This window comes from Paraburkholderia lebeckiae (genome assembly GCF_014201005.1).
GTDB classification, from domain to species: Bacteria; Pseudomonadota; Gammaproteobacteria; order Burkholderiales; family Burkholderiaceae; genus Paraburkholderia; species Paraburkholderia tuberum.
The window spans coordinates 85359-104308 of record NZ_JACHDK010000007.1 but is presented as its reverse complement, the minus strand read 5'-3'; the positions used below and the strand labels follow the sequence as shown (position 1 = coordinate 104308).

Here is an 18950-nt window from a genome sequence, read left to right as displayed (position 1 = left end):
GGCGCACGAGTAGCGCAAAGAGGGGCAGTGGACACGACAAGGCAAGCGGGACAAGTTCGGTGATGAACGAGGTTGCGAAACGACGCGACCCGGCCGGGCACTCAACTGGACACGAGGGCAACAGTCATGTGGGTGGTCAAGATCGGAGGCAGCCTGAGTCACGACCCGGCACTGCGCCACTGGCTCAGTGAGCTATGCGAAGTCGGCGGCGGAAGGGTCGTGATCGTGCCCGGCGGCGGCGATTTCGCGGACAAGGTCCGCCAGTACCAGGGCGAGTGGAACTTCGACGATCTGGCCGCGCACAACATGTGTCTGCTCGCGATGACGCAATATGCGCTGCTGATGCAGGGCGTTTCGCCCGAACTGGTGATCGCGTCGAGCGAGGCGAAGATTCGCCGCACCCTGCGTGACGGTCATGTTGCCGTGTGGGCGCCGACCGCGCTGATGCGCGACACGCCCGACGCGATGAGCAACTGGGACACGACCTCGGACAGCCTCGCCGCCTGGCTATCGACGATGCTCAACGCGGAGCGGCTGGTCGTCGTCAAATCCTGTCCGATCGCCGTCGACGATCCGCTCGAAACGCTGGCCGCGTCGGGGGTGATCGACCGCAAGTTCGTCGACTACGTGAACGATGCGAACTATGTGGTCGAATTGCTCGACAAGAGCAACGTCGCGCTGATGCGCGACCGTTTGCTGAATATTCCGGTGATGTGAGCGGCTGCTACAGCCGCGTCGCGTCGGTCGTGCCCGGCAACGGCGCGCCGCCATCGACGCGAATCTCTCCAGCCGGCCGATGCAACGCGCTCGCCCATTGCGCGACGCGCTCGGGGTCGAGCCGCGAGCGGCGCCCGTCGGCGCACAGCGCGGTGCGAAAACCGGCCACGTCGGGCGCCAACGCGCGGATCTGCGGCAGTTGCGCCCAGCCGAGCGCACCGGCGATGCCCGCCATCGCGCCGCGTTGACGCGCGAGCCGCAACCAGCGCGCGAGCGAGTCGACATCGACGTGATCGAACAGCGTGCCGCCGTCCTTGCTCGCGGTGTCGAACATCAGGCCGGCGAAGCCGAGCGCCGCGGTGTGGCTGACCAGTTCGTCGTCCATGCCGCCGTCGCATAGCAGCACCGGCACGACGCTAGCCGGCAGATTCGCGAGCTGCTCGATGCAGCGGCGGGCGGCCGGTCCGCGCGCGACGCCGACCTTCACATAGTCGACGCCGGCATCGCTGACGTCGATCACGCGCGCGGCGATCTCGTCGAACGCATCGGCCGGCACGTCGCCGATCGCCGCGCTGATCGGCTTGACCGGGTAGCGCGCGCGAAGTTGTTGCGCGATGGTCGTGATGGCGCCGATCGACAGGCCGCCGAGCGCGCCGTCGTCCGGCTCTTTCAGGTCGATCAGCTCGGCGCCGGCGCGGGCGGCGTCGAATGCTTCGTCAGCCGAGCGGACGCTCGCGAGCAATGCGGTCATCGGGGTTCTCCGCGGAAGGAAGGGTTTTCAGTGATGGGCCGAAGCGGCGGCCTGATGCGCCGCGTCTTCGAGGCTCGCGCGATATCGCGCGATCGCGGCGACGAGCCAGCTCCATGCGGTGCGCTCGTTGTCGCCGGCGGTTTTGTCGATCGCGATCTGCAGATACACCATTTCTCGATCGACCTTGTCGGCCGGCAGCATGAAGAGCCGGCTCACCAGAATCGCGCCTTCCACGACCGCCGACTGCGCGCGATTGAAGCCCGCGAACGGCGCGTGGTTTTCACGGTGCACGCATTTCATCACCAGCACCGGGCGCTCGGCGTCGTCGCGCAGCTCGTCGAGTTCGAGCTCGGCGTGGGCCAGCGACTCGGCCAGACGTACGCTCGGCACGCGGCTCGCAGCCACGGTCGGCCAATCGGTCGCGCAGTGCGTGACGCAGCCCGCGAAGATCCGCACGTCGGTGGTGAAATTCAGCACGGCCGCGCGCGTCGCGATCACGTTGTCGAGCGTGACCGACGGGCGGAACGGCGCGAGGATGATGCGCTCGCCCTCGTAGCGCGCGCCCATCGGCGCGACGTGTGGACGGCCATCGCACGCTGCCGTGGTGACGATCGTTTCGTGGATCATGGCTGGGAACGTGTGTCCCGACAGCGCCGGAAGGCCGGCCGTCAGCAGAAGTCGAACACAAACGGGAACCGCAAAGGGGCCGCGGCGTGCGGCCCGGTTGCGGGCTTAACGCGTAGCGACATACATCACGATTTCAAACCCGAGGCGTACGTCGGTGTAGCTCGGAGTCGTCCATTGCATACGTGCTTCCTCCTTCCGTTGAAACAGCGGGTGGAACAGCGTTGCGCCGCCGGCCCGGCGTGATGCCGGTGTCGACGGCAGCCGGCATCACGCAAGCTCCGTGCCCATGCGCGTACCGGCCGGCCAGGCGTGCGTGCATTCGACGGCCAATACAGCACCCGGCGAATTGCGCCACGCCGTGGCGCTCGCGCGGGTTGCCAGACGCAAAGAGCCGCGCGGTGTGGCGAAAACGAAGCAAAGTGTGCCATCGCGATTCGCTAATTCGATTGCGCTGTCACGCCGCGCGCGCCTCGCTCACCAACACATTCTGCTCCCATTCGCGTCGCATGGCTCGAAAAAGAACCTCACGATGTGATAGCGATAACCGATCCGTTAAGTCTGCCAAATAAAATCGTGAATTCACCTTGGGCGTGTCCGTGCCTACAGTGCATCTCAAGCGCTTCGTTCTTCCGGCAGTGCGCTTGCCACCTTCGAGGACACGTCATGAACGATTTCAGTCAACCGCCGATCCAGCCCGAACCTCAAGCGCGCGATCCGCACAATCCGCGCGAACGGTACGCGGCGGGCGTGATGAAATACCGCGAGATGGGGTACTGGCAACCGGACTACGAAACGAAAGACACCGACGTGATCGCGCTGTTTCGCATCACGCCGCAAGCCGGTGTCGAACCCGAGGAAGCAGCGGCCGCGGTGGCCGGCGAATCCTCGACCGCGACGTGGACGGTGGTGTGGACCGACCGCTTGACCGCCTGCGACATGTATCGCGCGAAAGCGTATCGCGTCGAGCCGGTGCCGGTGTCTCGCGCCGACGAGCCGCAGTACTTCGCGTACATCGCTTATGAACTCGATCTGTTCGAGGAGGGCTCGGTCGCGAACCTGACCGCGTCGATCATCGGCAACGTGTTCGGCTTCAAGCCGCTTAAGGCACTGAGGCTCGAAGACATGCGCATTCCCGTCGCGTATCTGAAGACGTTTCAGGGGCCGCCGACCGGCATCGTCGTCGAGCGCGAACGGCTCGACAAGTATGGTCGGCCGCTGCTCGGCGCGACGGTCAAGCCGAAGCTCGGTCTGTCGGGCAAAAACTATGGACGGGTGGTCTACGAAGGCCTGCGCGGCGGCCTCGATTTCCTGAAGGACGACGAGAACATCAACTCGCAGGCGTTCATGCACTGGCGCGACCGCTTCCTGTTCGCGATGGAGGCCGTGAACCGCGCCCAGGCGGAGACTGGCGAGCTCAAAGGGCACTACCTGAACGTGACGGCCGGCACGATGGAGGACATGTACGAGCGCGCCGAATTCGCGAAGGAGCTCGGCTCGTGCATCGTGATGATCGACCTCGTGATCGGCTGGACCGCGATCCAGTCGATGTCGCGCTGGGCCCGCAGGCACGACATGATCCTGCATCTGCATCGCGCGGGGCACGGCACCTACACGCGGCAACGCAACCACGGCATCTCGTTTCGCGTGATCGCCAAATGGCTGCGCATGGCGGGCGTCGATCATGCGCATGCGGGCACCGCGGTCGGCAAGCTCGAAGGCGATCCGCTGTCGGTGCAGGGCTACTACAACGTGTGCCGCGACGCGCACAACGCGGTCGATCTGTCGCGCGGCATTTTCTTCGATCAGCCGTGGGCCGGCTTGCGCAAGGTGATGCCGGTCGCCTCGGGCGGGATTCACGCGGGGCAGATGCATCAGCTGCTCGATCTGTTCGGCGACGACGCGATCCTGCAGTTCGGCGGTGGCACGATCGGCCATCCGGCCGGCATCCAGGCCGGCGCGACCGCGAACCGCGTCGCACTCGAAGCGATGGTGAAGGCGCGCAACGAGGGCCGCGACATTCTGCGCGAAGGGCCCGACGTGCTCGAAGCCGCCGCGCGCTGGTGCACGCCGCTCAAGCAGGCGCTCGATACGTGGCGCGACGTGAGCTTCAACTACGCATCGACCGATACGCCCGATTTCGCCGCCACGCCGACGGCGGCCTAGCCACGCCGAGCTTTTCCCGCGAGCGCCTCACGAGCGCATCCGCAACGCGGTGCAACGGCACCGCGCGGGGCACCGTTGACGCTGCTCCGAACGCGACATCCATCCACGAGGTTCGTCATGCGTATTACTCAAGGAACGTTTTCTTTTCTGCCCGAGCTGACCGACGAGGAAATCGGTCTGCAGATCGACTACGCGCTGCGCCAGGGCTGGGCCTGTTCGGTCGAATTCACCGACGACCCGCATCCGCGCAACACCTACTGGGAAATGTGGGGTCTGCCGATGTTCGACCTGCACGACGCGGCCGGCGTGTTGCAGGAGGTCAGGGCTTGCCGCGAGGCGCGGCCGCAGCACTACATCAAGGTCAACGCGTTCGACTCGGTGCGCACCTTCGAGACGATGCGCCTGTCGTTCATCGTCAACCGGCCGGACGTGGAGCCGGGCTTCCGGCTGTTGCGGCAGGACGCGCAGGGGCGCACGCAGCGCTACAGCATGACGGGCTACGCGGGCGACCGGCCAGCGGGCGAGCGTTACGGCACGGCGGGCTGACGCCGCTGATTGCGCAACAACGCACACGACGACCCGCAGCGAGGAGGAACCATGACAGACGCCGCCACCGTGGACGCATGCTCCGCGTCTACCGCGCGCAGCGACGCCGCCGCGCCCCACATCGACCTCGCGGCGCTGTACCGCGACTCGGGCATCGGCGACGTGCTCGGCGAACTCGATCGCGATCTGGTCGGGCTCGCGCCCGTGAAAACGCGCATTCGCGAAGTCGCCGCACATCTGCTGGTCGAGCGCGCGCGGGCTTCGCTGGGTCTCGCGGGCGGCGCGCCGACCTTGCATATGTGCTTCTCCGGCAACCCCGGCACCGGCAAGACGACGGTTGCGCTGCGCATGGCGGAAGTGTTGCACCGGCTTGGCTACATTCGCCGCAATCATCTGGTGTCGGTCACACGCGACGATCTGGTCGGCCAGTACATCGGCCACACCGCGCCGAAAACGCGCGATGTGCTCAAGCGCGCGATGGGCGGCGTGCTGTTCATCGACGAAGCGTATTACCTGTATCGCCCGGAGAACGAGCGCGACTACGGGCAGGAAGCGATCGAAATCCTGTTGCAGACGATGGAGAACCAGCGTAGCGACCTGGTCGTGATTCTGGCCGGCTACGCGTCGCGAATGGAAGTGTTCTTCGAGAGCAATCCGGGTTTCCGGTCTCGCATCGCGCATCACATTACGTTTCCCGATTACGAGGAAACGGAGTTGCTCGAAATCGCCGAGCGGATGCTCGGCACCATGCATTACCGCTTCGATGCCGCGTCGCGCCGCGCGTTCGCCGACTATCTGGCGCGCCGCATCCGCCAGCCGAATTTCGCCAACGCGCGCTCGGTGCGCAACGCGCTCGACCGCGCGCGGCTGCGCCAGGCGAACCGCCTGTTCGCGAACGCCTTGCAGGGCGGCAAGCCGATCGACGCCGCCACGCTGACGCTGATCGATGCCGCCGACGTGCGCGCGAGCCGCGTGTTCGACGCGCCGCCGCAGTCCTCGCAATCGCCTTCCACCGCGCGCGCCGTCACGGCGCCGCCGGGCTGAATCACGACACCATCGACGGAGAACGCCATGCAGGACGGACGCACGACACTTTCGAAGTTCCTGATCGACACGCTCGATCGCCCGCCGTGTACGGACGACACGCGCGACACCGCAGGACTCTCCGCGCTGCTGATCGACGTAGCGGCGGCCATCAAGTCGATCTCGGCGATGCTGACCAAGGGCGCGCTAGGCGGCAACTACGGCTCCGCGCAAACGCTCAACACGCACGGCGAGCAACAGAAGAAGCTCGACGTCTCGACCAACGAGATCTTCGTGCAGCAATGCGAGTGGGACGGCTTGCTGGCCGCGATGGTGTCCGAGGAAATGGAGCACGTCTACGCGATTCCGCCGGACTATCCGCGCGGCGAGTATCTGCTCGCGTTCGATCCGCTCGACGGCTCGTCGAATATCGACATCAACGGCGTGGTCGGCTCGATCTTCTCGGTGCTGCGCACGCGCGACCCGGCAGAGGATGCAACCAGCGAAGCCGCGTTCCTGCGGCCGGGCTGCGAACAGGTCGCGGCCGGCTATGCCGTGTATGGACCGTCGACGATGCTGGTGCTGTCGGTCGGCAATGGCACGCATGGCTTCACACTGGAGCGCGACATCGGCAACTTTGTGCTGACGCATTCGAACATCCGGATTCCGGAGGAAACCGGCGAGTTCGCGATCAACGCATCGAACGAGCGCTTCTGGGAGCCGCCCGTGCGCCGCTACGTGCAGGAGTGCAAGGACGGCCGCAGCGGTTGCCGCGCGCGCGACTTCAACATGCGCTGGATCGCGTCGATGGTCGCGGAAGTGCATCGCATCCTGATGCGCGGCGGCGTGTTCATGTATCCGCGCGACTCGAAAACACCGGCGATGGAAGGGCGCCTGCGCCTGCTCTACGAAGCGAACCCGATGAGCTTCCTGGTCGAGCAGGCGGGCGGACTCGCGATGACCGGCCGGGAACGCATTCTCGACGTCGCGCCGCGCGCGCTGCATGGCCGCGTGCCGGTGATTCTCGGCTCGAAGAACGAGGTCGAGCGCATTGCGCGCTATCACGGCGAATACGACCGCGGCGAGGACAAGCCGTTCACGTCGCCGCTGTTCGGCACGCGCTCGTTGTTCCTGCCGGATTTCACGGCGTGATCAGCGACTGACGGCGCGCTCAGCGCACAGAACACAGTCATCCGGAGACAAACGCATGTCAGTCAAACATCCGATCATCGCGGTGACCGGCTCGAGCGGCGCCGGCACCACCACCGTCATGAAGAGTTTCACGCATATCTTCAGACGCGAGCACATCAATGCGCAGATCGTCGAAGGCGACGCGTTCCATCGCTACGACCGCGACGGCATGCGCGCGGCGATGCAGGAGCGCGAACGCGACGGTGTACCGAACTTCAGCCACTTCGGGCCGGAAGCGAATCTGCTCGAAGAGCTCGAAACGCTGTTCACGCGCTACGGCGAAAACGGCAGCGGGCAGTTTCGCCACTACGTGCACGACGCGGGCGAAGCGCAACTGTACAAGCAGGACGGCGGCACCTTCACGCCGTGGGAGGAGGTCGCGCCCAATACCGACCTGATGTTCTACGAAGGACTGCATGGCGCGGCGGTGACCGACAAGGTCGATATCGCGCGGCATGCGGATCTGCTGATCGGCGTCGTGCCGATCATCAACCTCGAATGGATCCAGAAGCTGCACCGCGATCAGACGATGCGCGGCTACACGCACGAGGCGGTGGTCGACACGATCCTGCGGCGCATGCCCGACTACGTGAACTACATCTGCCCGCAGTTCTCGCGCACGCATGTGAACTTCCAGCGCGTGCCGACCGTGGACACGTCGAATCCGTTTACCGCCCGCGAGATTCCGCAACCGGACGAGAGCTTCGTCGTGATCCGCTTCGCGCGGCCGAAGGGTATCGACTTCCAGTATCTGCTGACGATGCTGCACGACTCGTTCATGTCGCGCCCGAACGTGATCGTCGTGCCGGGCGGCAAGATGGGACTCGCGATGCAGCTGATCTTCACGCCGATGATCCTGCAATTGATCGACCGACGCTCGCGCGCCTGAGCGGTACCAGACGGATACCGAGGTTCATTTCGCAAGGAGAGATTCGATGAGTGCAGTCGCGCAACCGCTTGACGCACCCGCCACGCGCTCGATGGCCGACGCGCTGCGCATGCTCGCGATCGATGCGGTGGAAGCCGCGAAGTCGGGACATCCTGGCATGCCGCTCGGCATGGCCGAGATCGCGGTCGCATTGTGGGACCGGCATTTGAAGCACAACCCGCGTAATCCAGCCTGGCCCGACCGCGATCGGTTCGTTTTGTCGAACGGGCATGGTTCGATGCTGCTCTATGGACTGCTGCATCTGACGGGCTATGACCTGCCTATCGACGAATTGAAGCGTTTTCGCCAGTTGCACGGCAAAACGCCGGGGCATCCCGAAGTGGGCGTGACACCAGGCGTCGAGACGACCACCGGGCCGCTCGGCCAGGGGCTCGCGAACGGCGTCGGCATGGCGCTCGCCGAGGCCTTGCTCGCGCGCGAGTTCAATCGGCCCGGGCATAGGATCGTCGATCACCGCACCTACGTGTTCGTCGGCGACGGCTGCCTGATGGAGGGCATCTCGCACGAAGCGGCGTCGCTCGCGGGCACGCTGAAGCTCGACAAGCTGACGGTGCTCTACGACGACAACGGCATCTCGATCGACGGCCACGTCGCGCAATGGTTCGGCGACGACACGCCCGCGCGCTTCGCGTCCTATGGCTGGCACGTGGTGCGCGAGGTGGACGGCCACGACGCCGATGCGGTGGATCGCGCGTTGCACGCGGCGCGCGCCACCGGCCGGCCGACGCTGATCTGTTGCCGCACGGTGATCGGCCAGGGCGCGCCGTCGAAGGCCGGCACGCACGATGTACACGGCGCGCCGCTCGGCGCCGACGAGGTGGAACGCACTCGCCGCGCGCTCGGCTGGCCGTATCCGCCGTTCGAGATTCCCGGCGAGATTCGCGCGAACTTCGACGCGAGCGAGCGCGGTGCCGCCGCTGAAGCCGAGTGGCGCGCGCGTTTCGACGCGTATCGCCGGCACTATCCGATGGAGGCCGCCGAATTCGAACGACGTATGGAAGGCAGCTTGCCCGCGCATTGGCACGACACGGTTCGCGCGCTGCTGCGCGATGCGGATTGCGCGGCCGAATCGATCGCGACGCGCAAGGCTTCGCAAAAGGCGATCGCCGCGCTCGCGCGCTGCCTGCCGGAGCTGCTCGGCGGCTCGGCCGATCTGACCGGTTCGAACCTGACGGACTGGCCGGGCGCGGTCGATGTCCGCTGTGACGAAAACGGTCTGCGCGGCGGCAACTACGTGCACTACGGCGTGCGCGAGTTCGGCATGAGCGCGGTGATGAACGGCATCGCGCTGCATCGCGGCTACCTGCCGTTCGGCGGTACCTTCCTGACGTTCTCCGACTATGCGCGCAACGCGTTGCGTATGGCCGCGCTGATGAAGACGCGCTCGATCTTCGTGTTCACGCACGACTCGATCGGACTCGGCGAGGACGGACCCACGCATCAGGCGGTCGAACACGCGGCGAGCCTCAGGCTGATTCCGGGGCTCGACGTCTGGCGTCCGTGCGACACCGTCGAGACCGCGCAGGCGTGGGTCGGCGCGGTGGAAAGGGACGGGCCGTCGTGTCTGTTGCTGAGCCGGCAGAACCTGCGCTTCGTGACGCGCTCCGCCGAACAGGTCGCCGCGATTGCGCGTGGCGGGTACGTGTTGCGCGATTGGCCCGCCGAAGAAGGGCAAGAGCCACCGGCGCGCATCGTTCTGATCGCCACCGGCTCGGAAGTTTCTCTCGCACTCGATGCGATCGCGCCGCTCGCGGCCGCCGGTATTGCCGCGCGCGTCGTATCGATGCCATCGACCACCGCGTTCGACCGGCAACCGCGCGCCTGGCGCGACGTCGTGCTGCCGCCGGGCGTGCCGCGTGTCGCGATCGAGGCGGGCGTGCGCGCGTTCTGGCGGCAATACGTCGGGCTCGACGGTGGCGTGGTCGGCATCGATACGTTCGGCGAATCGGCCCCGGCCGCCGCGTTGTTCGAGCATTTCGGGCTGAACGCGCAGGCGGTGATCGACGAAGCGCGGCGCATCGCGGACCGCGCGCGTTGAGCCCGCCGCTCGCAAAGATTTCATTTCATATCGAGGAGCACGCAATGGCCTTCATCACCCTGCGGCAACTGCTGGATCACGCGGCCGAACATGACTACGGCGTGCCCGCGTTCAACGTCAACAACATGGAGCAGATTCACGCGATCATGCGCGCGGCCGAGGCCACCGATAGCCCGGTGATCCTGCAGGCGTCGGCCGGTGCGCGCAAGTACGCCGGCGAGCCGTATCTGCGCCATCTGGTGCTCGCCGCGCTCGAAGCGCACCCGGACATTCCGCTCGTGCTGCATCAGGATCACGGCGCGAGCCCCGCGGTGTGTCAGCAGGCGATCCGCTCGGGCTTCACGTCGGTGATGATGGACGGCTCGCTGCTGCCCGATCAGAAAACTCCCGCCGCGTACGACTACAACGTCGAGGTGAGCCGGCGCGTGGTGGACGCCGCGCATGCGGTCGGCGTGTCGGTGGAAGGCGAGCTGGGCTGTCTCGGTTCGCTCGAAACCGGCACGGCAGGCGAAGAGGACGGCGTCGGCGCACAAGGCAAGCTCACACGCGAGCACCTGCTGACCGATCCGGATGAGGCGCGGCGCTTCGTCGACACAACCGGCGTCGATGCGCTCGCGATCGCGATCGGCACGTCGCACGGCGCGTACAAGTTCAGCCGCGAGCCGACCGGCGACATCCTCGCGATCGACCGGATCGCCGATATCCATGCGCGCATTCCGAACACGCATCTGGTGATGCACGGTTCGTCGTCGGTGCCGCAGGAATGGCTCGCGGTGATCCGCGAATATGGCGGCGAGATTCCGACCACCTACGGCGTGCCCGTCGACGAAATCCGCCGCGGCATCGCGCACGGCGTGCGCAAGGTCAACATCGATACCGACATCCGTCTCGCGATGAGCGGCGCGATGCGCAGGTCGCTCGCCAACGCGCGCGCGGAGTTCGATCCGCGCGCGGCATTGAAGGCCGCCACCGCCGCGGCGAGCGCGATCTGCGTCGAGCGATTCGAGGCGTTCGGTTGCGCGGGGCAGGCGGCGCGCATCAAGCCGCTGCCGCTCGATACGATGGCGAGCCGCTACCACTAACGCCACTGCCACGGAGAACGCAATGCGCGAATTCCTGATTGCTCCGTCGCTGTTGTCGGCGGATTTTGCCCGGCTCGCCGACGAGATTCGCGACGTGACGGCGGCCGGCGCGGACTGGATTCATCTGGACGTGATGGACAACCACTACGTGCCGAACCTGACGGTCGGCCCACTCGTGTGCTCGGCGATCCGGCCGTACACGACGCTGCCGTTCGACGTGCATCTGATGACCACGCCCGTCGATCCGCTGGTGTCGGCGTTTGCCGAGGCCGGCGCGAACCTGATCAGTTTTCATCCGGAGGCGACGCAGCACGTGCATCGGACCATCGAACTGATCCGCTCGCACGGTGCGCGCGCGGGGCTGGCGCTGAATCCGGCGACGCCGCTCGCGGCGCTCGATCACGTGCTGGAGATGCTCGACGTCGTGCTGGTGATGTCGGTGAATCCGGGCTTCGGCGGCCAGGCATTCATCGCCGAAACGCTCGACAAGCTGCGGCTGCTGCGCGAGCGCGTCGACACGACGATGCAGCGCACCGGGCGGCCCTTGCTGATCGAAGTGGACGGCGGCGTGAAGGCGTCGAACATCGCGCGTGTCGCCACGGCGGGCGCGGACGTGTTCGTTGCCGGGTCGGCCGTGTTCGGTGCGGGCGATCGCGCGCAGGCGATTCGCGGCATGCGCGGCGAACTGGCTACTGTCGACGAACCCGCGGGGGTGGCCGCCATGCAGTGATGGCGCTGCTGTTTCAGCGCTTTTTCATCGTCTCGCCCGGCGCGCACCATGCGCTGAGATCTTCTTCAGGCCGCTCGACCGCGCAGCCCCAGTCGAGCGGCTGGTCCTGATCGAAGCGCTTGCCGAGCCGCCATGCAATCTCGGCGCGCGCGAGCTGCACGCCCATATAGAACGCGTGGCCGCCGTCTGTTTCGAGGTTCAACTGCGGGTACAGCGCGAACGGATCGTCGCCGCGACGATGGCCGTCGCGGTTGTACACGTGGATGCCGTCGGCGCTGATCTGCACGCGGAAATTCGGGTCACGCACGCCGCGCGCGAATTCGTCGATTTCTTCGGCGCTATACGGAAACGGCCGTTTCGCGTGGACCGTCGCGAGTTCGGTGCTGATGCCCTTCGGCAGCACCTGCGCATCGCGCGCGGCATGCATCACGCGGCGCGCGACATCGGCTTCGCGCAACGCGCGCCGCGCATGCTGGCTCACCGACGTCGCCAGCACCGCGCCAACGCGCAATTCAGCCGCCATGCCGAGCAGCACCGCGTTGATGCCGCTCGTGTCGGCCTCGGTCAGTTCGGTCACGTTGCCGATGCCCATCATGATCGCGATGTCGGGATAGCGCTCGCGCAAACGCACATAGCGCGCAATCGACGCGGCCAGCCCGAACGGAATCGGATCGAGAATCGGATCGGCGAGAAACGCGCGGCCGCGCGCGGACAGCGCGTCGATCGCGGCGTCGAGCGAAGCGGGGTCGGCCGGTTCGCGCGCGACGAGGATCGGCGTCGACGGCACTTCGTCGGCGATCCATAGCGTGTCGAGGTTCAGGCTCATCAGATAGTCGGCGCCCGCGCGGCCGCCGCGCAGCAGTTCGTCGTTGCGCATCGAATCGACGCTGACGCGATAGCCTTCGGCCTTCAGCCGCCGCACCGCGTCTTCGAGATGCGCAAACGCCGTGTCCGGCAGACAGCCGATGTCGATCACGTCCGCGCCTTGGGCCGCATACTCGCGCGCCCTTGCCGCGATGCCGTCGAGGTCGAGGCGCGGCGCATCGACGATCTCCGCGAAAATCTCCGTGTCGTAGCGGCTCAGATCGAACGGCTTCGCCTTGCGGCCGAAAAACTGCGGCAAGTCCTTGACCTCCTCCGGACCGCGTTCGAACGGCACGCCGTAGTGCGCGCTCAGCGCGTCGAGATCGCCACGGCAGCGGCCCGGCACGATCACGCGCTGCGCGGCGAGCGGCGCGCTCACGCGGCGCTGGATCAGGTCGGCGGTCATCAACCCGGCCACTTGCAGGCCGATTTCGCGCACCTCCCAACTGAACGGCGTCGGCGCCATGCCGTCGAGCACGCGCCGCAGGCTCGGTTCGGCAAGCCGGCCGGTCAGGAAGAGGAGGTGGTCCATGCGAGGTCGAGGGTCGCGAGGCGTTGGGTGAGCGCCGCTTCGAGTTCGTCGAGCGAGCGCGCGAGCGTCGTGTATTCGAAGCGCGCCAGACGCTCGACGTTGTCGAGTTCGATCGCCCGTGGCCGCAGTTCGACCCATTCGTCCGGGCTATGCGTGATCACGCTCGGTTCGGTGTCGCACGCAAAGACGATGCCGGGGATGCATTGCTTGCCGGCCTGCGCATACATATTGGTCGGCAGCGTATCCGAGATGCCGTGAGCACATTTGGCGACCGTGTTGCTGGTGGCGGGTGCGATCACGACCGTGTGATAGATGCCGTGATACAGCATGCCGACCGGCACGCCGCTCGCGCTGTTGTCGCGCAGTACGCGAAAGTGTTCGCGCAGCTTGTCGAGCGACCAGCCATAGAGCGGCAGCACTTCCTCGGCCGCCGCGGACAGAAACAGATCGACGAGGGGCAAGCGCCGGGCGAGCGCGATCGATTCTTCCAGCATATGACCGGAGCCGGTCACGCACCACGCGAAGTGCGCATCCGGCTTGAAGTCGGCGAGATCGCGGGCGCCCTTGCGAGCAGTCTCGCTGGGGGACGACTGCGTCATGCGTCGAGATCGAACGGCATGCCGTCGGCCGGCGAACCTTCATGCGACAGCCGGATGTGCAGCCGGCGCATCTTGCGATACAGCGTATTGCGGCTGATGCCGAGCGCCTTCGCGACGTTGCTGACGTTCCAGCGGTGCTCGTCGAGCAGCGACAGCACCGTTTCGCGCTCGTTCAGCTGGATCGCGTTCAGCGAAGAAATGTCCGCTTCGTCGGCGAGATGCCCGTCCATGTCCGCGTTCGCGAGGCGCAGCGCGATCGGCAGGTCGACCGCCGACGTGCGTTGCGTGACCTCGGGCGGCAGATGCTCGCAGCGGATCGGCTCGCCGTCGGACAGCGCGATGGCCATCTGCAACACGTGACGCAGCTGACGGATGTTGCCGGGCCACGCGTAGGTCAGCAGCGCGTGTTCGGCTTCCGGTGTCAGATCGGGCGGATCGTCGGTTTCGTTCGCGAGCAGATGATGGATCAGCGGCAGCTTGTCGACGCGCTCGCGCAGCGCCGGCAGATTCAGCTCGACGCCCTTGAGCCGGTAGTACAGATCCTCGCGGAATTGCCCGCTTTGCACGAGTTCGAGCAGATTGCGGTGGCTCGCGCTGATCAGCTGGAAATTGACCTTGACGGTGGTCTCGGCGCCGAGCGGCGTGACCTCGTGTTCCTCGATCACGCGCAGCAGGCGTGCCTGCAACACGAGCGGCATGTCGCCGATCTCGTCGAGAAACAGCGTGCCGCCGTTGGCCTGCACGATCTTGCCGCGCCGTCCTTCGCGCTGCGCGCCGGTAAACGCGCCCGCGCGATAGCCGAACAGCTCGCTCTCGATCAGGTTCTCCGGCAGCGACGCGCAGTTGACCGGCACGAACAGACCGGCGGCGTGCGGGCTGATGCTATGCAACGCCTGTGCGAAGACTTCCTTGCCGGTGCCGGTCTGGCCGCGCAGCACGATCGGAATCTTGCGCTGAATCACGCGCGCGGCCAACTGGATCTGCGAGGCCATGCGCGGGTCGCCGAATTCGAGGTGCGCGATCTCGTCGAGCTTCGGCATCGGCGGATGTTTCTCGTGTTTTTCGGAGGCGTTGGCGCGCATGGCGGAGTCGGTGACGAGCACGCGCGTCACGCGCCCCGTGGCGTTCTGCGGCGTCTGCGCGACGAGGAAAAAGCGGTTCGTCGCGTTTGCGCTGTAGACGGTGACCGGATGGAACGAGCCCCGGATGCTGCGCGCGATCATGTCTTCGAGCGACGCGTTGAATGCTTCCTCGATGCGCCGGCCGCGCAGCTCGCTCAGCGAGCGGAAGCCCAGCTGGAACAGCGCGCTGCGATTCGCGGCGAGCACGGTGCTGTCGTCGCCGACCGCGAGCTTGCCGCCGTGCAGCGTGCCGACGAATTCCGGGCGGCTGTGGAAATGGATCATGTTGGCGTGCCGGTAACGCGCATCGAGCAGACGGTTTTCGATCATCTGCCGCGACATGCCGACCAGCACCAGCGAGTGCTGCTGCAGCAGCTTCGAGCGGCTCGTGACGTCGAGCACGCCGGCGATTTCGCCGCCATCGTCGAAGATCGGCGCAGCCGAGCACGTCAGCGACGTATAGCGCGGATAGAAGTGCTCGTTCTGACAGACGGCAATGCAGTCGCGCTCCGCGAGACAGGTGCCCATGCCGTTGGTGCCGGCTTCGCGTTCGCTCCACAGCGCGCCGACGCGAAAGCCGTCGACGGCGACCGCCTCGGCGAACGGCACGGACGACACCTGATGCACGATCACGCCGCCAGAATCGACGAGCACGACCGCGAGCTCGGGATCGGCCAGTTGCTGGTAGAGCGTCGTCATCTCGAGCTTCGAACACGCGATCAGATCGCCGAGCGCCTCACGGCGCGCGCTGAGTTCGTACTCGGTGAGCACCGGCGGCGGCACGAAACGCGCGGGGTCCAGCTGGAATTCGTTGATGCAGCGCGTCCACGACTGAGCTACGGGTTCGCTTGTCGGGCGCGTGGTCAACTGATGGTTGACCACGTTCAGAACTTCCCGGACGTGCGTACTGCTGTCAGCGAGCAACGACATGGGATTTGTCTCCGTTGCGTCATTTCGGCAGCGTGACTGCTTCGCACGCCGCGAATGCCGCTTTATCAAGCCTGCCTGCCCTTGGTGCGGCGGAATCTCGGTTCGCCTGCGCCCTCGCGACCGGCCCTACTACGAGGCGGGTGTTTAAAACTGTACGCCCGATGCAGGATTGGTTCAACAGAAAGTCACACTGGGTTTACCTCACTGTGCCCGGAATTTGCTTTTCTCGATGAGCGACGCGTTAAACGGGTTGCAGATTGCATGCCTGTCGCAGCTTCGGCACAGAGTGTGCCGCGCGTCGTTCAGTTCTACTGTTCTACTGTTGCATCGTTTCGCTCGTCATCACTGGCTGTTCAATCCTGGGCCGCGCCGCGGCGGAGATCAAATCATGGATCGTTTCGATACTGTTCGCCTTGCCGCATTTTCCAGCCTCGGCGCCGATCCCGGCTCGCAAGTCGGCGCGTTGCCCGAGCGCCTCGACATCGTATTCATCGAAAACTTCATCGGCCAGACGGTCATCGGTATCGATAGCAGCGAGTTGCATGTTGCGCAACCGGTGCGTGTGAACCTGGCTATCGGCGTGCCAGCGATCCGCGCCTGCGCGACGGACCGGATCGAAGATACGGTCAACTACGCGGCCGTGCGCGGGGCGCTGCTCGAGCTGTTCGCGTCGCATCGCGTGCGGCTGCTGGAAGCGCTTGCCGAGACGATCGCGCAACTGCTGATCGCCGACTTCGGCGCGCACTGGGTGCGCGTGTCGCTCGCGAAGCCGGCCAAGTTCGCCGACCTCGCGGCCGTCGGCGTGCAGATCGAGCGGCGTCGCGGCGATGGCTCCGCGGCGGCCGTGGGTCTCGCGCGGTACGCGTCGCTGGGCGAGGGGCTGGTGCCGAATTGAGGGGCGCGCCGAGCGGGGGGCGCCTAGCCGGGGGCGCCGAGCCGGGCGCGCAGAACGCCCGGCGCGTTTCAGGCCGTGGTCATTTAGCCACGGTCGACGATTTCTGCGGACCGAGTCCGCATGTCTGATATGCGCTGGTTTGCAGCGCGCGGAAGCGCTTGGTTTGCGCCTTGGCGTGGTCGACGCGGAATTCCGCGCCGCCTTCGCCGCCTAGCGTCGCGTACTTCGAGAAGGTCGACTGGTCGACGAATTCGTCGTACGGCAACGACGCGGCCATCTTGTCGATCACGCACGAGCACTTGTAGACGTTCGCGAAATCGTGGCCGTTATCGTCCATGCAGCTGAGCACGTATTCGACGCGACCCTCGGTCGGATAGTTGTAGCCGCCCGCCCACGCGAGCGGCGCGGCGAGCACGAGCGAGGTAAAGGCGAGAAGCGCGCGACATCTGTTGGTCATTGAATGCCTCTGCGAGAGCATTGAACCTGCTTCGCGAACCGCTGCGCGAGATGCGTGCCTTGCGGCCGCGAGGCGACGGGATGCGCGAGCAGGCGGCGCCTGCAACGGCGCCGCGTCTCCTGCGCTTGCACGCGCCGTCAGTTCGGCGCGAACGGATGCGCGACGCTGCCCTTCTTCGCCACCACTTCAGCCGCGCTCGGGTCGCCGGTGACCGCGCGCTTGATCGCCTCGCGCGTCGCCTGATAGTTGAACTGCTGGATCTTCTTGTCGTCCTCGGCCTGCCAGTGGATGAACACGCCGACGCAAAGGAACAGATCGTCGGCCTCTTCCTGCGGGATCGTGCCGTCCTCGACGCTGTCGGCCACCGCGAGCGCGACCGCGTGCTGCGCCGGGCCGAACATCTGCACGGCCTGCTTGGCGCCTTTGATCGTCACCTTGTTGAACAGGATCGTATTGGGCTTCGTGATGAGATTGGGCGCGACGACGGCGAGCAGCGACGTGAAGCCGTCCTTGTTGTTGGTGAGGGCGTGGCAGAACGCGGTTTCCGCAGCCGAACCTCGCGGTCCGATCAGCAAGTCGATGTGCGCGACCTCGTTGCCGTCGCCGACGAGCGACTCACCGATCATGACGCGGTTGATCTTGGCCATTCTGTTCCTCCAAAAGAGTAGGTATGGACCTGCTGACGAGGCGCCGCCCGCGATCGTCCAGATCAGCATCGCGAGAGCGGTGCGGGAATGCACGGCCGTACTAACTAACAGGTTCCGTGCCAGTTGTGGCAAAGGGCCTGCTGGCGCGCCTGTTCGGGTCGTGTTCAGTCCAGACGATTCAGGGTTAACCGCGCCCTTAGACACAGCGCGCAAGAAAAAGCGTGGCCACCGCGAGGTCAGCGCTGGTGCCGGGATTGATCGCGCGAGCCTTCAATTCGGCATCCCAAGCATCGAGTTGCGGATCGCTTGCCGGGCGGCGCGCGGCGGATCGCGTTTGGCGCCAGCGCGCGTGCTGTTCGCGTGCCACGAGCGTGACACTCTGCGCCAGCGCGAGGCCGTGCTTGCGCACAATGTGAGAGTCGGGCCAGCCGCCCAGGAACGTGAGAAACACGTTGAGCATCGCGATTTCGCCTGGATCGGCGGGCGCGGGTTCGGGCGTCGGTCTCAAGGCTTCGAAGTAGGCGGCGAGGCCGGTGTCGAACAGGTCGGCGAAACCGTTCGCGTACTGCCGCGCGATGCTGTCGCGTTCGCTGGCGAGCCGCATCGCGTCGTGCAGGCCGATCGTCGGCGGTGCGTGGACCGATTGCTCGGGCGCGTCGCCGAGGCCGCCGGGATTGGCGAGCGCGATTGCGCGGTAAGCAAGCCGAGCGTCTTCGACGTCGAGCCGGCTCAGCACGTCGCCGGCGGCCGCGCGCCACGCTTGCGCCGACACCGGCGGTTCGCCGGTTTCGTCGAGGGCCGCGGCGAGCGGCGCGACCAGCAGCACGATGCCGAGATTCGTATTGCAGCCGACGGCCGCGCGCGTGCGCGTGACCGCGTCGAGAATGCGCTGTCCGACGCGCTCGCCGCGCGCGAATAGCGCATCGAGCGACGCGTCCGCGCTGGCGAGGAACTGGGCCGCGTGCATGCCGTGGCCGGGGCTTTGGGTGCTGACGTTGCCGGGTTTCGGCGTGGTGACGTCGAGCGCGCAGGCTTCGAGGAAGGCCGCGCGCGCGTGCTCGACGGGAATCGCATGAGTGTCGGGCATC

19 protein-coding genes are annotated in these 18950 nt (G+C 66.3%); 10 read left to right on the top strand and 9 right to left on the bottom strand.

The genetic code is table 11. The features are described 5' to 3' along the window. Window positions 1-126: 126 nt before the first annotated feature. Entirely contained in the window at window positions 127-717 is a 591-nt protein-coding gene (locus HDG39_RS15445) for an amino acid kinase family protein (RefSeq protein WP_018424588.1), read from the top strand. Between the two features lie 7 nt (window positions 718-724). Here the strand turns inward: HDG39_RS15445 and HDG39_RS15440 are convergent, their stop codons facing one another. The 3 genes from HDG39_RS15440 to pqqA form a co-directional block, all read right to left on the bottom strand. Further along, window positions 725-1468 (bottom strand): (5-formylfuran-3-yl)methyl phosphate synthase, encoded by a 744-nt coding sequence (locus HDG39_RS15440; RefSeq protein ID WP_184006748.1) that lies wholly within the window; start codon window positions 1466-1468, stop codon window positions 725-727. Between the two features lie 27 nt (window positions 1469-1495). Next, window positions 1496-2095 carry a DUF447 domain-containing protein gene (locus HDG39_RS15435; RefSeq protein ID WP_184006746.1) on the bottom strand — a complete coding sequence of 200 codons (600 nt, stop codon included), beginning with the start codon at window positions 2093-2095 and terminating at the stop codon, window positions 1496-1498. Window positions 2096-2200: 105 nt separating this feature from the next. Continuing rightward, window positions 2201-2275, bottom strand: a complete 75-nt coding sequence (pqqA, locus tag HDG39_RS15430) for a pyrroloquinoline quinone precursor peptide PqqA (RefSeq protein ID WP_113062024.1) — start codon at window positions 2273-2275, stop codon at window positions 2201-2203. Window positions 2276-2758: 483 nt separating this feature from the next. Here pqqA and HDG39_RS15425 point away from each other — a divergent pair, with 483 nt between their 5' ends. The 8 genes from HDG39_RS15425 (at window position 2759) to rpe (ending at window position 11817) form a co-directional block, all read left to right on the top strand. Further along, window positions 2759-4258 (top strand): form I ribulose bisphosphate carboxylase large subunit, encoded by a 1500-nt coding sequence (locus HDG39_RS15425; RefSeq protein WP_184006744.1) that lies wholly within the window; start codon window positions 2759-2761, stop codon window positions 4256-4258. A 117-nt stretch (window positions 4259-4375) separates the two neighbouring features. Beyond that, window positions 4376-4804 carry a ribulose bisphosphate carboxylase small subunit gene (locus HDG39_RS15420; protein ID WP_184006742.1) on the top strand — a complete coding sequence of 143 codons (429 nt, stop codon included), beginning with the start codon at window positions 4376-4378 and terminating at the stop codon, window positions 4802-4804. A gap of 51 nt (window positions 4805-4855) precedes the next feature. Next, window positions 4856-5848 (top strand): CbbX protein, encoded by a 993-nt coding sequence (gene cbbX, locus HDG39_RS15415; protein ID WP_184006740.1) that lies wholly within the window; start codon window positions 4856-4858, stop codon window positions 5846-5848. A 27-nt stretch (window positions 5849-5875) separates the two neighbouring features. After that, on the top strand, window positions 5876-6979 hold the full coding sequence (locus HDG39_RS15410) for a class 1 fructose-bisphosphatase (RefSeq protein ID WP_018424595.1): 1104 nt from the start codon (window positions 5876-5878) through the stop codon (window positions 6977-6979). Window positions 6980-7034: 55 nt separating this feature from the next. Next, window positions 7035-7907, top strand: a complete 873-nt coding sequence (locus HDG39_RS15405) for a phosphoribulokinase (protein ID WP_184006738.1) — start codon at window positions 7035-7037, stop codon at window positions 7905-7907. A 46-nt stretch (window positions 7908-7953) separates the two neighbouring features. Continuing rightward, window positions 7954-10005, top strand: a complete 2052-nt coding sequence (gene tkt / locus HDG39_RS15400) for a transketolase (protein WP_184006736.1) — start codon at window positions 7954-7956, stop codon at window positions 10003-10005. A gap of 44 nt (window positions 10006-10049) precedes the next feature. After that, the gene (gene fba / locus HDG39_RS15395) at window positions 10050-11087 is read left to right on the top strand and encodes a class II fructose-bisphosphate aldolase (protein WP_184006734.1); all 1038 of its coding nucleotides are present in this window, start codon (window positions 10050-10052) and stop codon (window positions 11085-11087) included. Between the two features lie 22 nt (window positions 11088-11109). Continuing rightward, window positions 11110-11817, top strand: coding sequence for a ribulose-phosphate 3-epimerase (gene rpe / locus HDG39_RS15390; RefSeq protein WP_184006732.1), 708 nt, complete (start codon window positions 11110-11112; stop codon window positions 11815-11817). A gap of 13 nt (window positions 11818-11830) precedes the next feature. Here rpe and HDG39_RS15385 read toward each other — a convergent pair whose 3' ends face one another. Genes HDG39_RS15385 through HDG39_RS15375 form a run of 3 tightly spaced genes read right to left on the bottom strand, consistent with a single transcriptional unit; the run spans window position 11831 to window position 15863 of the window. After that, window positions 11831-13213 carry a DUF6513 domain-containing protein gene (locus HDG39_RS15385; protein WP_184006730.1) on the bottom strand — a complete coding sequence of 461 codons (1383 nt, stop codon included), beginning with the start codon at window positions 13211-13213 and terminating at the stop codon, window positions 11831-11833. Then, entirely contained in the window at window positions 13192-13812 is a 621-nt protein-coding gene (locus HDG39_RS15380) for a flavoprotein (protein ID WP_184006728.1), read from the bottom strand. Before HDG39_RS15380 ends, HDG39_RS15385 begins: the two co-directional genes overlap by 22 nt. Next, window positions 13809-15863: a sigma-54-dependent Fis family transcriptional regulator gene (locus tag HDG39_RS15375; protein ID WP_184006727.1), complete on the bottom strand. Its 2055-nt coding sequence runs from the start codon at window positions 15861-15863 to the stop codon at window positions 13809-13811. Before HDG39_RS15375 ends, HDG39_RS15380 begins: the two co-directional genes overlap by 4 nt. A gap of 388 nt (window positions 15864-16251) precedes the next feature. Between HDG39_RS15375 and HDG39_RS15370 the strand changes: the two genes are divergently transcribed. Next, the gene (locus HDG39_RS15370) at window positions 16252-16758 is read left to right on the top strand and encodes a dihydroneopterin aldolase (RefSeq protein WP_018424603.1); all 507 of its coding nucleotides are present in this window, start codon (window positions 16252-16254) and stop codon (window positions 16756-16758) included. A 79-nt stretch (window positions 16759-16837) separates the two neighbouring features. Here the strand turns inward: HDG39_RS15370 and HDG39_RS15365 are convergent, their stop codons facing one another. The 3 genes from HDG39_RS15365 to HDG39_RS15355 all read right to left on the bottom strand — a co-directional run bounded on the left by HDG39_RS15365 (window position 16838) and on the right by HDG39_RS15355 (window position 18949). Next, complete coding sequence (locus tag HDG39_RS15365) at window positions 16838-17215, bottom strand: hypothetical protein (RefSeq protein ID WP_184006725.1); 378 nt, start codon at window positions 17213-17215, stop codon at window positions 16838-16840. A 137-nt stretch (window positions 17216-17352) separates the two neighbouring features. Beyond that, on the bottom strand, window positions 17353-17862 hold the full coding sequence (gene fae, locus HDG39_RS15360) for a formaldehyde-activating enzyme (RefSeq protein WP_018424605.1): 510 nt from the start codon (window positions 17860-17862) through the stop codon (window positions 17353-17355). 196 nt (window positions 17863-18058) lie between these two features. Then, window positions 18059-18949: a triphosphoribosyl-dephospho-CoA synthase gene (locus HDG39_RS15355; protein ID WP_184006722.1), complete on the bottom strand. Its 891-nt coding sequence runs from the start codon at window positions 18947-18949 to the stop codon at window positions 18059-18061. Window position 18950 lies beyond the last annotated feature (1 nt).

Bases quoted from the DNA above. Each gene is read 5' to 3' on its own strand.
- HDG39_RS15445 (WP_018424588.1), top strand. From the start codon at position 127: ATGTGGGTGGTCAAGATCGGAGGCAGCCTGAGTCACGACCCGGCACTG.
- HDG39_RS15440 (WP_184006748.1), bottom strand. From the start codon at position 1,468: ATGACCGCATTGCTCGCGAGCGTCCGCTCGGCTGACGAAGCATTCGAC.
- HDG39_RS15435 (WP_184006746.1), bottom strand. From the start codon at position 2,095: ATGATCCACGAAACGATCGTCACCACGGCAGCGTGCGATGGCCGTCCA.
- HDG39_RS15425 (WP_184006744.1), top strand. From the start codon at position 2,759: ATGAACGATTTCAGTCAACCGCCGATCCAGCCCGAACCTCAAGCGCGC.
- HDG39_RS15420 (WP_184006742.1), top strand. From the start codon at position 4,376: ATGCGTATTACTCAAGGAACGTTTTCTTTTCTGCCCGAGCTGACCGAC.
- cbbX (WP_184006740.1), top strand. From the start codon at position 4,856: ATGACAGACGCCGCCACCGTGGACGCATGCTCCGCGTCTACCGCGCGC.
- HDG39_RS15410 (WP_018424595.1), top strand. From the start codon at position 5,876: ATGCAGGACGGACGCACGACACTTTCGAAGTTCCTGATCGACACGCTC.
- HDG39_RS15405 (WP_184006738.1), top strand. From the start codon at position 7,035: ATGTCAGTCAAACATCCGATCATCGCGGTGACCGGCTCGAGCGGCGCC.
- tkt (WP_184006736.1), top strand. From the start codon at position 7,954: ATGAGTGCAGTCGCGCAACCGCTTGACGCACCCGCCACGCGCTCGATG.
- fba (WP_184006734.1), top strand. From the start codon at position 10,050: ATGGCCTTCATCACCCTGCGGCAACTGCTGGATCACGCGGCCGAACAT.
- rpe (WP_184006732.1), top strand. From the start codon at position 11,110: ATGCGCGAATTCCTGATTGCTCCGTCGCTGTTGTCGGCGGATTTTGCC.
- HDG39_RS15385 (WP_184006730.1), bottom strand. From the start codon at position 13,213: ATGGACCACCTCCTCTTCCTGACCGGCCGGCTTGCCGAACCGAGCCTG.
- HDG39_RS15380 (WP_184006728.1), bottom strand. From the start codon at position 13,812: ATGACGCAGTCGTCCCCCAGCGAGACTGCTCGCAAGGGCGCCCGCGAT.
- HDG39_RS15375 (WP_184006727.1), bottom strand. From the start codon at position 15,863: ATGTCGTTGCTCGCTGACAGCAGTACGCACGTCCGGGAAGTTCTGAAC.
- HDG39_RS15370 (WP_018424603.1), top strand. From the start codon at position 16,252: ATGGATCGTTTCGATACTGTTCGCCTTGCCGCATTTTCCAGCCTCGGC.
- HDG39_RS15365 (WP_184006725.1), bottom strand. From the start codon at position 17,215: ATGACCAACAGATGTCGCGCGCTTCTCGCCTTTACCTCGCTCGTGCTC.
- fae (WP_018424605.1), bottom strand. From the start codon at position 17,862: ATGGCCAAGATCAACCGCGTCATGATCGGTGAGTCGCTCGTCGGCGAC.
- HDG39_RS15355 (WP_184006722.1), bottom strand. From the start codon at position 18,949: ATGCCCGACACTCATGCGATTCCCGTCGAGCACGCGCGCGCGGCCTTC.